Annotated in this window: 13 protein-coding genes and 4 tRNA genes; 4 read left to right on the top strand and 13 right to left on the bottom strand. The window is 58.7% G+C overall.

What is annotated here, in order from left to right:
• Positions 1 to 104 precede the first annotated feature (104 nt).
• The 6 genes from HMPREF3042_RS06870 to HMPREF3042_RS06845 all read right to left on the bottom strand — a co-directional run bounded on the left by HMPREF3042_RS06870 (position 105) and on the right by HMPREF3042_RS06845 (position 2,147).
• Positions 105 to 887, bottom strand: a complete 783-nt coding sequence (locus HMPREF3042_RS06870; protein ID WP_070856642.1) for a TatD family hydrolase — start codon at positions 885 to 887, stop codon at positions 105 to 107.
• Positions 887 to 1,666: a tRNA threonylcarbamoyladenosine dehydratase gene (locus HMPREF3042_RS06865; protein WP_070856641.1), complete on the bottom strand. Its 780-nt coding sequence runs from the start codon at positions 1,664 to 1,666 to the stop codon at positions 887 to 889. Before HMPREF3042_RS06865 ends, HMPREF3042_RS06870 begins: the two co-directional genes overlap by 1 nt.
• A 74-nt stretch (positions 1,667 to 1,740) precedes the next feature.
• Positions 1,741 to 1,813, bottom strand: a tRNA-Glu gene (locus HMPREF3042_RS06860).
• A 49-nt stretch (positions 1,814 to 1,862) separates the two neighbouring features.
• Positions 1,863 to 1,934 (bottom strand) — tRNA-Gln (locus HMPREF3042_RS06855).
• Positions 1,935 to 1,964: 30 nt separating this feature from the next.
• Positions 1,965 to 2,037, bottom strand: a tRNA-Glu gene (locus tag HMPREF3042_RS06850).
• 38 nt (positions 2,038 to 2,075) lie between these two features.
• Positions 2,076 to 2,147 (bottom strand) — tRNA-Gln (locus HMPREF3042_RS06845).
• A 295-nt stretch (positions 2,148 to 2,442) separates the two neighbouring features.
• On the opposite strand from HMPREF3042_RS06845, the gene HMPREF3042_RS06840 reads away from it, so the two are divergent.
• Positions 2,443 to 3,855: a hypothetical protein gene (locus tag HMPREF3042_RS06840; RefSeq protein ID WP_224783760.1), complete on the top strand. Its 1,413-nt coding sequence runs from the start codon at positions 2,443 to 2,445 to the stop codon at positions 3,853 to 3,855.
• Here HMPREF3042_RS06840 and gltX read toward each other — a convergent pair.
• Together gltX and HMPREF3042_RS06830 are read right to left on the bottom strand one after the other, a co-directional pair.
• Positions 3,839 to 5,326 (bottom strand): glutamate--tRNA ligase, encoded by a 1,488-nt coding sequence (gene gltX / locus HMPREF3042_RS06835; RefSeq protein ID WP_070856640.1) that lies wholly within the window; start codon positions 5,324 to 5,326, stop codon positions 3,839 to 3,841. The two genes, HMPREF3042_RS06840 and gltX, sit on opposite strands and share 17 nt — an antisense overlap.
• Before the next feature lie 57 nt (positions 5,327 to 5,383).
• A complete protein-coding gene (locus HMPREF3042_RS06830) occupies positions 5,384 to 6,097 on the bottom strand; it encodes a TIM barrel protein (RefSeq protein ID WP_070856639.1) in 714 nt (237 codons plus the stop codon).
• On the opposite strand from HMPREF3042_RS06830, the gene HMPREF3042_RS06825 reads away from it, so the two are divergent.
• Together HMPREF3042_RS06825 and HMPREF3042_RS06820 are read left to right on the top strand one after the other, a co-directional pair.
• Positions 6,096 to 6,818 carry an SDR family oxidoreductase gene (locus HMPREF3042_RS06825; RefSeq protein WP_070856638.1) on the top strand — a complete coding sequence of 241 codons (723 nt, stop codon included), beginning with the start codon at positions 6,096 to 6,098 and terminating at the stop codon, positions 6,816 to 6,818. The genes HMPREF3042_RS06830 and HMPREF3042_RS06825 overlap by 2 nt on opposite strands.
• Positions 6,819 to 6,874: 56 nt before the next feature.
• The gene (locus HMPREF3042_RS06820) at positions 6,875 to 8,107 is read left to right on the top strand and encodes an isochorismate synthase (RefSeq protein WP_070856637.1); all 1,233 of its coding nucleotides are present in this window, start codon (positions 6,875 to 6,877) and stop codon (positions 8,105 to 8,107) included.
• 12 nt (positions 8,108 to 8,119) lie between these two features.
• On the opposite strand, the gene HMPREF3042_RS06815 is transcribed toward HMPREF3042_RS06820, so the two are convergent.
• The 3 genes from HMPREF3042_RS06815 to HMPREF3042_RS06805 form a co-directional block, all read right to left on the bottom strand.
• Entirely contained in the window at positions 8,120 to 8,908 is a 789-nt protein-coding gene (locus tag HMPREF3042_RS06815) for a fumarylacetoacetate hydrolase family protein (protein ID WP_070856750.1), read from the bottom strand.
• 65 nt (positions 8,909 to 8,973) lie between these two features.
• Positions 8,974 to 9,561, bottom strand: coding sequence for a 3'-5' exonuclease (locus HMPREF3042_RS06810; protein WP_070856636.1), 588 nt, complete (start codon positions 9,559 to 9,561; stop codon positions 8,974 to 8,976).
• 20 nt (positions 9,562 to 9,581) lie between these two features.
• Positions 9,582 to 11,456, bottom strand: coding sequence for a DUF294 nucleotidyltransferase-like domain-containing protein (locus HMPREF3042_RS06805; protein WP_070856635.1), 1,875 nt, complete (start codon positions 11,454 to 11,456; stop codon positions 9,582 to 9,584).
• A 61-nt stretch (positions 11,457 to 11,517) separates the two neighbouring features.
• On the opposite strand from HMPREF3042_RS06805, the gene HMPREF3042_RS06800 reads away from it, so the two are divergent.
• Positions 11,518 to 12,171, top strand: coding sequence for a mycothiol transferase (locus HMPREF3042_RS06800; RefSeq protein ID WP_070856634.1), 654 nt, complete (start codon positions 11,518 to 11,520; stop codon positions 12,169 to 12,171).
• A 46-nt stretch (positions 12,172 to 12,217) separates the two neighbouring features.
• On the opposite strand, the gene HMPREF3042_RS06795 is transcribed toward HMPREF3042_RS06800, so the two are convergent.
• A complete protein-coding gene (locus HMPREF3042_RS06795; RefSeq protein ID WP_141764794.1) occupies positions 12,218 to 13,234 on the bottom strand; it encodes a 3-isopropylmalate dehydrogenase in 1,017 nt (338 codons plus the stop codon).
• Positions 13,235 to 13,309: 75 nt separating this feature from the next.
• Positions 13,310 to 14,833 carry an HNH endonuclease signature motif containing protein gene (locus tag HMPREF3042_RS06790; protein ID WP_070856632.1) on the bottom strand — a complete coding sequence of 508 codons (1,524 nt, stop codon included), beginning with the start codon at positions 14,831 to 14,833 and terminating at the stop codon, positions 13,310 to 13,312.
• Positions 14,834 to 14,865: the final 32 nt, after the last annotated feature.

Raw genomic sequence — 14,865 nt, 5'->3', positions numbered from 1 at the left:
GGCCGCTAGACGAACGGGGCTTAGAACTTTTCATCCGCGCGCTGCGGACTTGTTAAACAATACACTAGACGTGGATAGTAACTGCAAATCGCCAGGCCAGAGCGCTAAATTCCAAGTGCTTCCGCATTTTTTGCCAGTGCGTTTTTAAGCTCCGCTTCATCCATTCTTCGCAGCGCCGCAACTTCTGCGGCAGTTTCCCGCAATGCAGCGATTACCTCTGCAGCGACCACCTCCGCCGCGTCACCGCTTCCAGGCTCGCGCGGAAGGTCAGTCTCCAGCAAAAGCCTATCGACGGGAACCTGCGCCACATAGGCCCGACCGCGCTTTGTCCGCAACATGAGCGGATTGACGGAGATATAACCACCGGCGCGGATGAGCCTGGTCAGCTCATCGCTGGTGCCACCGAAGCGGTGAAAGATCGGTACGAAACTCTTAGCGGGCACTACCCCTTTGTCGGAGTCCAAGCGCGGTTCCAGCAGGTCGAGGACCATATCAGCGCTGCGAACCGTGTGAATGGACAGGATATGGGACAGACTCGAGGCTCGGACAGCATCCAGGATGCTGGTGAGGACATGGATTTGAGTCTCGGCGGAAACATCGTCAAGCCTGCGGGGCGCGAAGTCCAAGCCAATCTCGCCGACGAAACGGGTGCATGGAAGGGCCTCGCGAAAGATCTCGAGCTCACGCTCATAATTATCATCGATGTACCACGGGTGATAGCCCACGGCGACCATGGGTAAGTTTTCGCGCTCTAGCTCGATAAATCCGGAGGGCCGAACCGTCTGCGCGATAATCTCCACTCCTTCCTGCGCGATACCGGCTTTGAAGCGCTCGCGCGACGCCGGTGGCAGGAAACCGTAGTGAAAATGGGTATCGATGAGCCGCATTATTTTTCCGTTGGTGGCTGGTTTTCGTCGGCCGGACCGCCGATGCGCGGGGCCAGCGGGGTTTCCTCGAAACCGAGCAGACGGCGAATGACCTTTCCGGCCAGCATCTGCCCCATGATTGGCGGTATGTAGCTCATGGTACCGAGGGTTTCCGCTTTGGTGCCGCTGCCTTTGTCCGCAATTCTCACTGGTTCTTCGGAGGAGTACAGCACTTCAAGACCGCGAATGCGTCGGCGGATACACACCTGACGGACGACCTTCGCCAGCGGACAGACCTTTGTCTTATTGATTTTTGAGAAGGTCAGCCGAGATGGGTCGAGCTTATTTCCGCCGCCCATAGCGGAAATGAGGTGGATACGATTTTCCGCGCACCACTGCGCGATCTCAATTTTCCCGGTGACATCGTCGATAGCGTCGATGATGTAATCCGGACGCGGGAACTGCTCGAAAGTCTCTGACAGGTTTTCGCGTGTGAGAAAAATCTGGCGGGCATAGGTCGTACAATCCGGGTTGATATCGGCAACCATCGCCTCCATGACCTCGGCTTTGACCCGACCAATCGTGGAGACAAATGCCAGCGCCTGACGGTTGAGATTGCTCGGCTCCACGACGTCGCCGTCGATCAAGATGAGGTTGCCCACGCCACCTCTCGCGAGAGCTTCGGCACAACTCGATCCCACGCCTCCGAGTCCGACAACCATGACGGTAGATTCAGCCAACGTTTCCAGCCCCTCCTCCCCTAGGAGAAGCTTCAGTCGTGCGAAACGTTCACTGGTCATAGTCGCCCCTGGTCATAGCCGCCTCGATTCCAAAAACAAAAACTCCCCAGCCGACTGACTGGGGAGTAACTTTGTACCCCGTACGGGATTTGAACCCGTGTTACCGCCGTGAGAGGGCGGCGTCCTAGGCCGCTAGACGAACGGGGCTTAGAACTTTGCAGTTAGTGAATACATTCAACCATGAACTTCTTCACTGCTGGCCTACCAGGACTCGAACCTAGAATGACGGTACCAGAAACCGTTGTGTTGCCAATTACACCATAGGCCAATAAAGACTGGCGTTTTCACGCTGTCTTTGTACCCCGTACGGGATTTGAACCCGTGTTACCGCCGTGAGAGGGCGGCGTCCTAGGCCGCTAGACGAACGGGGCTTAGAACTGAATCCACTCAACTGAGTGAGCGAATTCCGCTGGCCTACCAGGACTCGAACCTAGAATGACGGTACCAGAAACCGTTGTGTTGCCAATTACACCATAGGCCATCGCTGCTGAACGCAACGAGGAATAATATAGCCAATTGGCGTGAACAAGAGCAAATCACCTGGTCAAAGGTTCGTTGTCAAAGGTTCGTTTAAATTCGCGAGTTCCCCACAGCCCACCTCAGCAGACCGCATAACTAATGCATAACCAATGCAGTGCATATAACTAACGCAATCCCAGATCGAAAGCTCATTCGATCGCAGCTCAAAGCCGATCCGCCCTTCAGGAGACACTTCGTGGTGAAGCGGCCAGCAAACAGCCGCCGCACATCAAAAACAGACCTGAAAGGCAATCATCATGACTTCCCTCACAACAACGACAACAGCAGCCGCCCCCGTCACGCTCGAGCTGGAGTTCTCCGACATCACGGAGCAAATGAACGGCACCATCGGTCGTGTCATTGGCACTGTCACTATCCGTCAGTTCGCGAAAATCATCTCGGCCCTCAACCTCGATGCCAACCCACGCGTGTCCCGCACCGGCCGCATCACCGATGCCATCATGGAAACCATCGACACCACGCCGGAGCTCTTCGCCTACAAGTCCAAGGGTGTGCTCCTGGCCTCCACTCAGTTCACCAGTGAAGACAGTCTCTACCGCTTCACCTTCAGCAACCGTCGCATCGAAGGCATCCTCGACGGCGGCCACAACTCGCTGGCTATCGCGCTGTTCGTCCTGGGCAAGCTCACTCCACCGCCTAGCCGCAAAATCAAGACGTGGTCCGAAATGAAGGAGGTCTGGATGGAGCGCTCCGAAGAAATCGAGGAATTGCTTGCCGACGAAAGCCTCACCGAGCTCGATGCCAAGGTTCCGGTAGAGGTACTGGTGCCCGGTGCTCGGGACGAAGACACTGTGCAGGACTTCTCCGATGCTCTGCTCGATATCTGTGCCGCCCGCAACAACAATGCGGAGCTCAAGGCGGAAGCAAAACTCAATCGTGCCGGCTACTTTGACGATCTGAAGCATGCTCTGCCGCAGGGAATTAGCGACAACGTGCAGTGGCGCACCAACGATACTGGTCGACTAAAGGTGGGCGATGTCATCGCTATGGCGTGGATTCCACTGTCCTGTATTGACCTGCCAAAGGATGCCGACGGCAAGCAGATTGAAGCACCGACCCCTACCAGCCTCTACTCCGGCAAGGCCAAGCTGCTTGACCGCTTCGAGGATGTCATGAGTTCCCCGGAGGTCACTAAGCCCAGCACTGAAAGCATCAATGAGCGCACCGAAGAGGTCGTTCTCTACAACGAGAAGGTCCGCAGTGCCTTGAACCTCACGCGTGACTTCATCGATATTTTCGAGCGCATCAACGCGGAGCTACCCGATCTCTACAACAAGAGTGGCGGCAAATTCGGCGGCATTGATGCTGTTGACAAGGCCAACAAGAAGAATCCGCGGACTGGCAAAACTCCACAGAAGTACTCGAAGTTCTACCGCCAGCCCATCGGCTACGCGATTCCGGACGGGTTCATCTACCCACTCGTGTACGCCTTTGCCGCACTGCTCAAGCGAAACGAGGACGGCACGGTCTACTGGGGAACCGACTGGCACGAGTTCTTCAACAACCACATGGGGTCGCTGGTCAAGGACTACCGCGAAACCTCCATGAACATGCTGAACCGCGACCCGCAGAAGGTGGGCAAGGAAGCGGGTTCTTACACAAACCTGCTTCGCTCAGCCCAGCTCGCACTCTTTACTGAGCAGCAGTAAAAGGAGTGACCTCGAGAGCCTTGCGCAGTCGGCTCAGGCTGCGGCTGCGGCCAAGCAACTCCATGGACTCGAACAGCGGCGGCGATACCTGAGCACCAGTTACAGCCACGCGCACCGGGCCAAAGGCCTTGCGTGGCTTCAGCTCCAGGTCCTCAATGAGGGCCTTCTGAAGTGCAGCTTCGAGCTTCTCAGTGACGAAGTCCTCTTCGCTGAGCGGCTCCACAGCTGCGATAGTGGCCTCCAACACTGCGACGGCCTCTTCCTTGAAGTTACGGCGTGCCGAGCGCTCATCGAACGTGAACTCGTCCTCTTCCACAACCAGGAACTTCGAGAGGTCCCAGGCGTCGGAAAGCGTCTTCACACGGGTCTGCAGCAGCGTTGCCAGGAAAGCGAACTTATCCGCCGGGTAGTCGGCCGGGAAGTCGAAGTGGCTTTCCAGGTAGGCGCGCAGACGCTGTTCGAAGTCCTTCGGATCGAGCATGCGGATGTGGTCAGCGTTGATAGCGTCGGCCTTCTTCTGGTCGAAGCGGGCCGGGTTGGACAGCACATCGTGGATGTCGAAGGCCTTAACCATCTCGTCCATTGTGAAGATTTCCTGGTCACCGTCCATAGACCAACCCAGCAGAGCCAGGTAGTTCAGCAGACCCTCGCGGATGAAACCGTTATCGCGGTGGATGAAGAGGTTGGACTGTGGGTCGCGCTTGGACAGCTTCTTATTGCCCTCGCCCATCACGAACGGCAGGTGGCCGAACTCCGGAGTGAACTTGGCGACACCGATGCGCTTCAGCGACTCGTAGAGAGCAATCTGACGCGGAGTCGATGGCAGCAGGTCCTCACCACGCAAGACGTGAGTGATTTCCATCAGAGCGTCATCGACTGGGTTAACCAGGGTGTAGAGCGGTTCACCGTTGGAGCGGGCGATGACAAAGTCCGGAACCAGGCCGGCCTTGAACTCAATGCGACCGCGAACGAGGTCCTCGAAGACAATGTCCTCGTCCGGCATGCGCAAGCGAATCACCGGCTTGCGCCCCTCTGCACGGAAGGCTTCCTTCTGCTCCTCGGTCAGGTTGCGGTCGTAGTTGTCGTAGCCCAGCTTCGGGTCACGGCCGGCGGCCTTGTGGCGCTCCTCAACCTCTTCAGCGGTGGAAAAGGCCTCGTAAGCTTCACCAGCGTCAATGAGGCGCTGCAACACATCGGCGTAGATGTCCTTGCGCTGCGACTGGCGGTACGGGCCGTGCGGACCACCGACATCGATGCCCTCGTCCCAGTCAATACCGAGCCAATTCAGGGCCTCGATGATTGCCTGATAGGACTCTTCGGAGTCGCGAGCGGCATCGGTATCTTCGATGCGGAAGACCAGCTTGCCACCAGTGTGACGGGCATATGCCCAGTTGAACAGGGCGGTGCGGATGAGGCCAACGTGCGGGGTACCGGTTGGCGACGGGCAAAAGCGTACGCGAACATCTGACATGCTTTCCCACGATACCCGCCCTCCCACCTGCAGGCATGCATAGGGTTTTACATAGGGTTACAGAGTCCACTCCCCTGCCACTTCACCGGCGTATCCGGCGGCGCGCAGCCGCTCAACCCAGCTGCGCAGTGGCGCCTCACCGGTGCCCGGCGCGCCGCGGCCTGGGAAATCGGCAATCTGGACGTGCGCCGGCAGACTCACTCTTCCGGTCTCCACATCAGCGAGCCAAGCATCCACATCGATGCCATTGGCCGCAAAATGGTAAAAGTCCGCGAGCACGCCAGCACCAGTCTGTTGCGCTAACTCCTCGGCCTGCCAAGGATCGGTAATGGGGTAATCGTCCATCCCGGACAGCGGCTCAATCAACGCGCGGACACCGCTGAGCTCCAGCTGGGCAGTGATCTCAGTTAGCCTTTGCAACTGCAAGTCCGTTAGCTCCCCAGACCGCCCCAGCAGCACATTCGAGCACTTCAACCCCGTGGCACTCGCAATCTGGCTGACTGCTTCCAAGTGTCCGGCAGGCAACCCGTCTGTATCGAGCACTCCCCGCTGTCCCGCTGCCATGTCCCCTCCCCACAGGTTCATGGCATAAAGACCAAGGCTGTCGTCAAAGAGGTCACAAAAAGCGGAAACCTCATCGGGCGCGGGCACTGCGAGGTCAAATGGCCACCAGAATTCCACGGCCGCGTAGCCGTCGTCACGCGCGGCGTTGACGGCGTCGTGCGGGGACATGTGTGCGTAGACCGTAGAACAGTTAATAATGGTGCTCATGACCAAAACGGTAGTAGTAACTGGTGGCGGCGCGGGCATTGGTCGCGAAATTGCTCTGGCTTTCGCCGCCGATGGCTGGCACGTGCATATCTGCGGCAGGCGTATCGACGCGCTCGAGGCTGTTGCCGCCGAAGCGGACAACATCACCTACTCCAGGTGTGACATCACCGACCCCGAACAGGTCCGTGCGATGTTTGAGAACGCGCAGGTGGCTACGGGAACCATCGATGTTGCAGTGCTCAATGCGGGGCTGCCCGGCACGCCCGCGGAGTTCGGAGAGACCGACATTGAAGACTTCCGGGCGGTCATCGATACGAATGTGGTCGGCTCGTACCTGTGTGCACGCGAGGCTTTTTCGCGGATGAAGGCGGGGTGCGAGGGGAAGACAGAGCAAGCGGGCGGCCGAATCCTGGTCAATTGTTCTATCGCAGCGCAGGTGCCGAGAGCACACACGGCGGCGTACGCGACGTCGAAAAGCGCGCTTGCCGGAATGACCCACGTGCTTGCCCTCGACGGACGCGAGTATGGCATCACGGCAACGCGCATTGATATTGGCAATGCGCAGACTGACCTGTTGGGGACGTTCACAGGCAGCGAGCCGATGTTCGATGCCAAGCAGGCTGCGGAAACTTTCCTCTACGCCGCGAATCTGCCGGCAGGTGCCGTCATCGATCAGCTTACGATTACCGCTGTGGGTATGCCCTTTTTGGGCAGGGGTTAGCCTGCCCCTTAAACTGGAGCACAACTGGGTTTAGATTGAGGAGGCGGGTTAGGGCTATGTCCATGGAAAACCACCCCTCTCTGGGCGGCGGAAACGAAGAAGAGCAGCAGGAAAAGTCTCACCCGTCGAACGAGCCTGCAGCGACTCCGAAGCGTTCGACGCGCTGGGACACGTCCCGCCCAACCACCGCTCCTGATTTTTTGCTCTCCCGTGCGCACGGCTCCATCCGCACGCAAGGTATTGAAGAGCAGATTTCCGACCCCTGGCTCGCGGCCGAGGGACTGCACTCGGGCATTCACAAGATGGTGGTCGGCGCCCTGCCCTTCGACTTGGACAGGCCCGCCGCCCTGACCGTTCCCCGGGAAGTCATCCGCTCCTCGCAGCCGCTGGAGCCACCCGCGCACTACCGCTGGAACGCACCGAAGCCTCACGCCAGCATCGTCGCTTACGATCCCCCGCTCGATGAGCACGCTGAGCGCATCGCCGCAGCCATCCGCACCATCGAGTATTCGGCGCTGGAAAAGGTCGTTCTCGCGCGCGCTGTGGAACTCGAAATCGATCCCCCGATTGACCCACTCCTACTCGCATCGCGGCTTATCGACGGATCCCCCAACCGCGATGGCTTTGTCGTGGATCTCTCTCCCGCCGGTTCCGATTATGAGGGCAAGTTGCTCATCGGTTCCTCCCCGGAGATGCTGGTCCGCCGTACGGGTGACATCGTTGAGGCATTTCCCTTGGCCGGGTCGCTGCCGAGATCCCGGAATGAAGAGGCGGACCGGGCGTCGGCTCGTCGTTTAGCGGACTCGCGCAAGAACCTGGATGAACACGCCTTCGTTGTCGATGACATCGCCGACAATCTGGCGCCGCTGTGCAGTTCGCTGGATGTTCCGGACAGCCCCGAACTGATGAGCACCGCCGAGATGTGGCACTTGGCCACGCATATCCGCGGTCGATTGAAGGATCCGTCGCTGTCCGCGCTGGATTTGGCACTGGTGGTGCACCCAACACCTGCCATTTGTGGCACGCCGACGGAATCCGCCTTCGGTGTCATCCAGGCCGTGGAAACCGACCGGGGCTTCTACTCCGGCGCTGTCGGCTGGTGCGATGAGAATGGCGATGGTGAGTTCGTGGTCTCCATTCGCTGTGCCGAAATCGACACTGAGGGGTCCGTGGCACGACTATGGGCCGGAGGCGGCATTGTGTCGCACTCCGACCCAGAAGAAGAAGTCACGGAAACCAGCGCCAAAATGGGCACTGTGCTCCGCGCTTTTGGAGTTAAGGGCGCTTAAGCCCCTAGCGGCTTAAGCCCGCTCCACCGGGTTGGCCAGCTTGCCAATACCCGGAATCTCGATTTCGATGCGGTCGCCCGGGAACATCGCAGCGGTACCGGCCGGGGAGCCGGTGCAGATGACGTCACCCGGCAGCAGCGTAATCGAGGCGGTGATGAACTCGATGACCTCCGGGACGGACATAATCATCTGGTTGGAGTTGGAGTCCTGCTTAGTCTCGGTAACACCCTCGTGAGTCAGGTGCGCCTTGATTGGCAGCTCGTTGTAGTCCAGCTCCGTCTGGATCCACGGGCCCAGCGGGCAGAAGGTATCGATGCCCTTTGCGCGTGCCCACTGACCGTCGGCGAACTGCAGGTCACGGGAAGAAACATCATTGACGATGGTGTATCCGAAGATCACATCGTGAGCGTTTTCCTTCTTGACGTTCTTGCACGGCTTACCAATAACCAGTGCCAGCTCGCCCTCAAACTCGACGTTAGTGGCGAAATCCGGAATGCGAATCGGCGCTTCCGGACCAATAACGGCCGTCGGCGGCTTAATGAACATCGTCGGCGGCAGCGATTCTGCCGACTTCTTGAACACCTCGGCGACGTGGTCGGCGTAGTTACGACCAATAGCGATGACCTTCGACGGCAGCATCGGGGCAAGCAGACGTACGTCGGCAAGCGGCCAGGAACGACCAGTCTTATTCAGCTGACCGAAAGGGTGCCCTTCGATCTCGTGCAAAGTAACTTCATTGCCTTCGCCCTCGACGAGCGCGAAGCACATGCCCTCTGGGTGGGCGATTCGAGCAATACGCATAAAAATAGGGTACACGTCACATTGCAATAATTATGCAATGACCCCTACTCTCAAACACGTACGATTTAAACTCCGCGCGATTCCTGCGCAAGCCACACCAGTGCACAAGCCAGCGCATCGTTGAACGCATGATGGGCCTTAAAACGGGGAATGCCGTACTTGTCGCACAGTGACCACAACCGCAGCTCGTCACGGACCGGCTCGCGGTTGGCTCGCAGAATCGCGTCGTACTCGCGTGTCATCGTGTCCGCCACCGGCACATCAAAGCGCGCATCAAAGTACTTCCGGCACAACGGATCCAGGAAACCAACTTCCATCCGCGCGTAGTGCGCCAGCAGCTTCCGTCCCCGTAGAGCTTCTAACAGCTTGCCGACGGCCACCTCTGCCTCTACCCCGGTTGCGACCATGTCGTCGGTAAGCCCATGCACCGTCGCCGACTCGCCGACGCTCACCTCCTCGCGCTCTGGGCGGATGAGAAGATGACCCGACTCTTTCAGGACGATGTCGCGGCCTTCGACGGCAACCCAGCCGATGGAAAGCAGCTGATCTTTGGCAGGATCCAGACCTGTGGTTTCCACATCGACCGCAAGCCACGCATTGTCGCGGATAGGCGTGTCCAGGAGTTTCTTGCGGGGTTTGAAAAACTTCAACATTGCGTGCTCACACAACTAAACTACGACATCGCCCGAATGGGATACTTCGCCCCGAGACTCTGCTGCAACTTGCGGATAACACCAAACGCATCGCGCAGGTGCTCCCGTTCCAGGCTTGATAGGCGCTTCGGATAGATGTGGTTATTCGGCTGGGTGCCGGCGTTGAACTGGGCCTGCTGGTGATGAAGCTGCACCGTGCACAGGAACTCGAACGCATCCGCAAGGTCCTGAGCACCTTGGCGACTCACGCTTCCGGCTCCGGCACTTGCCGCCAAACGCTCACGTGTCGACAGCTGTGGCAGACCGGCTGCCACAGCAAATAGACGCGCCATCTGCACTACAGCAGCAGTTCCCCCCTTCTTGATGTCCAGGGTTTCCGCGTGCTCGCCGCCCTTTTCCAGCACCAGGCCACGGAAGAAGCCGAGCGGCGGCTCCCGCCAGGCCGCGAGTTTGGCCAAGTGCGCGTGCAGGCGCTGCGACCCCTGCGCCAGCGGCAGGTAGGCGGCGCGCAGTTCCTCCACTAGTTGCACGTCGCCCGCCACCCCACGCATGTCGAAGAAGGTCTGTGCATGTAGCAACGCTTCCGCCTCCGGTGCCGTAATCCACCCGTGGAAAGCGTGCAGCCACTGCGACTTGGTCATCCGCCACGCAGGGTTGCTGGCCATCATGTCCCCTGGACAGAGCGGATAACCGACTCGGTCGAGATTAGTGCAAATCTCGTCGCTAAGCGCGGCGAAATAGTCAGCGTGAGCGTCGGTGTCGTAGTCGTCGGCGAGAACCAGCGCATTGTCTTGATCGGACGCGAGCCCCATCTCCCCGCGCCCATGCGAGCCCAATACCGCAAACGCGTAGCTGACTGGCGGTGGCCCGAGCTTTTCCTCAGCAAGCGTGACCAGACGGCGAGTGACAGCATCGGCCACGGCAGTCAGCAGCTTGGCGACCTCCTCCCCCGAGTCACCCCGGTCAATGAACCGGCCGACAATTCGCCGCGCGTTCTGAGCAATCTCCGCGATCTCTGAAATATCACTCTTTCGCGCCAGCGTCGCCGTCGCGTACACGGGATCGGTGTGCAGACTGCGCAGGAGGTCACCAATGACAATCATGCCGACCACTCTCGTCCCATCGTGCACCGGCAGATGATGGTAACCGCGCTCGGCCATCAGCAGCATTGCTTCAAAAACCAACAGATCGGGACTGATGGTTTCCGGGTTTCCGGTCATCACTTCGCTTACGAGACTCTCCGCCGGCTTGGCCTTCGCCAGCACTCGACGACGGAGGTCGCGGTCCGTGATGATGCCGACGAGCGGGCCCTGGTTGGTGCCTGCAGACTCCATCACGAGCAAACTGGAGACATTCCACTCCGTCATAATCTGCGCCGCCTCTTGCACTGTCGCATCGGCGCTGCAGGTCACCAGCGACGTTTCCATTAGGTCCGCAACCCGTGTGCGCAACGACTCCGATGCCGCAGTGCTCCGCAACTTCGATGCCACTGCGCGAATGCGCGCGTTCTCACCGCCGTAATAGCGCCGGACCTCTACGAACTGGTCATTGAGCTGGTTAAAGACCTCCTTGGAGATCACCAGGAATACGCAGTCCTCCACCGCCGTCATCGTGTATAGCGAAGGGTCACTGCTCAGCAGCGTCGAATAGCCGAAATGATCTCCCACATCTCGTCTGTCCAGCAGCGTGCCAGCTGGGTCGAAGAGATCCACCATGCCGGAGCGAATAATGAAACAGCTATTGTTATCCGCACCCGCCCGGATAATCTCCGTGCCACGACGGGCATAGCGCATGGTCAAAAGCGGTGGGATAGTCGCGCGCTCTTCATCGGTAAGGTCCGAAAACGGGCGAGTGTGGCTGAGGAAGTCTGCGATTTCCGCAAGCTCGACGGTCATGGGGTCAATTATCCCCTATTTTTGTCCCCAATAGGAGTGATTTGCGGGAATACTCGACCTTATGACCGATTCCACACACAGCGCTTCCACAAATCCCGAATGGCCACTCGATGCCCACATCCTCGGCAGGTTGGACAAGCTCGCGGCACTCGTCGCCACGCTTGACGACGAGACCTTCAACGCAACCCTCCCCATCCCAGCCATTAACTCCCTGGCAGTGCTACTACGGCATGTGACTGGATCAGCGAGGTACTGGCTCGAGCGCGTCTGCCTCGGGCGCGACTATGTCCGTGATCGAGATGGGGAGTTTTCTGCTCATTGCAGTGTTTCGGAAGGGCTGGAGATTTACCACCGTGATCGCGCGGCTATTGAATCCGCGCTGGTGGAGCTGCAAGGCGTGGACCGCGCTGGTGCTCCTGCTGCGATTCCTACCGATAAAGACCGTTGGTGGTGCGGCAGCATCGAAGGCGTGATTGTGCATGCCTTCCACGAGGCGGCTCAGCACCTGGGACATGCGGAGATTACGAGGGATGCGTTGGTGGCAGGGCTGGGAGGAAATGGTTCCAATGGCGGCGCAGGAAGCTCATCCCCACACACCCTTGACACCATCATCAATGTGCTTGCCCAGGTCGGACATGCGTCGGACTTCATCGAGCACACCGCCGACGGTAAGACTCACATCACTACCGTCGATGGCAAAACTGTGATTGTCTAGCCCCTCCCCCTGTTTTACTGCACTACTGTTTGCACTACCGCATGCGCTACTTCAAAGCAGCAGCAATGCGGTCGCCAACGTCACTGGTCTTGATCGGGCCACTACCGCGGGCAGCCATGTCAGCTTCCACAGCAGCTTCGATGCGCTGAGCGTCTTCCTCACGACCCAGATGGCGAAGCATCATGGCACCCGACAGAATAGCTGCCGTCGGGTCAGCGATCCCCTTGCCAGCAATGTCGGGCGCGGAGCCGTGAACGGGCTCGAACATAGACGGGTTGGTATTGGAGGCATCAATGTTGCCGGACGCTGCCAGGCCGATACCGCCCGAAACTGCACCAGCTTCATCAGTAATGATGTCACCGAAGAGATTGTCGGTGACGATGACGTCGAAACGCGAAGGATTAGTGACGAGGTAAATCGTCGCAGCGTCGATGTGCGAGTAATCGACATCTACCTCAGGGTATTCCTTAGCGACCTCGTCGACCGTACGCTGCCACATACCACCGCCGTGCACCAGCACATTGGTCTTGTGGACGAGAGTCAGCTTCTTGCGACGGGTCATAGCCAGCTCGAAAGCGTAGCGAACAACGCGCTCAGCACCGAAGCGGGTATTGACGGAGGTCTCGTTGGCAACCTCGTGCGGCGTGCCGACGCGAATCGCACCGCCGTTACCGGTGTAGGCACCTTCGGTCCCCTCGCGGACGACCACGAAATCAATTTCGCCCGGGTTCTTCAGCGGAGACTCGACGCCCGGGAACAGTTTGGAAGGACGCAGGTTTACGTGGTGATCCAGCGCGAAGCGCATCTTCAGCAGCAGGCCGCGTTCGAGAACGCCCGGAGGAACGTTCGCCGGGTCACCGATGGCACCGAGCAGAATAGCGTCGTGCTCGCGCAGGGAGTCAAGGTCGGCGTCGGTGAGCAGTTCGCCATTACGCAAGTAGCGACGCGAACCGAGGTCATACTCGGTGGTGTCGAACTCGCCGATAGCAGCCCTCAGCACTTTCAGTGCCTCTGCCGTAACTTCCGTGCCGATGCCATCACCCGGGATGACGGCGATCTTCAGCTTTCCTACCTCAGTCATTTTTTGAGATACCCTTCTCACTATATGGACACAAATGAGTGTAGCAGAACCTAGCACTCACTCCCCATCGCTGTCTCCGCGGTTTTTACCATCTCCTTCGCTTTCACAATCCGCCCTGCCTACTGCCCTCTCCTTTTCCAAATCCCTCCGCACCTTATCCACTAGACCGCGGAGGCTGTCATGCAGTTTGCGACGTTTCTCATTATGCTCAGCCAGCGCAGCGGTCTTCTTTTCAGTCTGCGAGGCAAAGGTGTAACGACCATGCCCAGTGTGCAATTTGTCCGACTGCGCAAACGGCCCTTCATCACATGAGAGGAACGTCCAGGCTTCAACCCCATCATCACCTCGAACAACTCGCCACATACCAGCTGTTTTGAGGTTGTGGTGCCGTCGACAGAGACAATGGAGATTACCTGTGTGCGTAGCCCCTTCCATTTGCCGCTCACCACCGGAAAGACTGTGATCAAATTCCACAATATGGTCGATATCGCACTTTTCCGCTGGGACATCACATCCAGGAAAACTACACACACCGTCACGGGCACGCACGAATGCACGCTGCGACTCGGAGGGGCGATAGCCCCCAACCGCACTATCCCCCAGCACCCGCAATGTCGATACCCGTTTCAGCCAAGACTCGGCCACCAGCGTAGAAAGCCAACCAGCACCAGCGAGCCACACTGGAGTGTTTTCCGGTTCGCCATCCTCCCCGGGAGAGAGCACTCGGAAGAGCTCCAGATTCACCTCCACCTCACAAGTACCGCGTAGCGCATGCATGAAAGCTGCCGCACGGCTCACTCCCATCTTCTTAGCCACTGCGTCGATAATTGCAAGAGCTTCCACCGCATGATGTCGCTCGAGCACAGTAGTCAGCGTTGCCACTCCAGCGTCACCATGTTCATCAACCGCGATAAACTCCTTTGCCGTCATGCGATCGCCAAAGTAATCGAGAGCCGCAGCTTGAACCTCCTGCACTTCTTTCGACTCCTCAGGACTATCCGCAGACTCCCCACCCTCCTCGACTTGGTATGCCGCCGCATCAATTGCAGCATCTACGGTCGCTTCCACATTCCGGGCCAGGACCCTATCAGTGTGCAACCCAGCGACATCCACATCGCGTGGCCGCACTTCCGGAGCACACCCACCAATCACTCGCTGCACCCGCGTTGCCATCGCACGCACGCCACGGAGCGCCTCCCCGTCGCGCCTAGGCTTAACGACGTCCACGAGACCCGACTCCACCGCGTCAACCTTGTCATCAGCCACAGGCCGGGTATGTTTACCAAGCATTGCTAAATGCCTCATCGACAAATGCCCGCGCTCCTGACACATTTCCGCTAGTTGCGGCATACGTCCAAGCATGTAGCCAATTTCCATATATTTGTTCACTTCGGCGCGTGAGATTCCAAGCACCACCGACCAATAAGCCAAATGAGCTTCGACATCGCCATCATCTGGTGGTGCGACCCGCTGAGCGATAACCATCTGCAGACGATTAATCTCGCGCATCACTTCAGCGAGCGAATGAGCCCTCACCTCATGGCTGAACCGAAATTCCCCACACGATTCCAACTCTGACATTGCACTGTCCCCTCCCTAACGAGGTCCCCTAA

The organism is Corynebacterium sp. HMSC074C05 (genome assembly GCF_001838325.1).
Classification (GTDB): domain Bacteria; phylum Actinomycetota; class Actinomycetes; order Mycobacteriales; family Mycobacteriaceae; genus Corynebacterium; species Corynebacterium amycolatum.
This window is presented reverse-complemented; position numbering and strand designations above follow the sequence as displayed.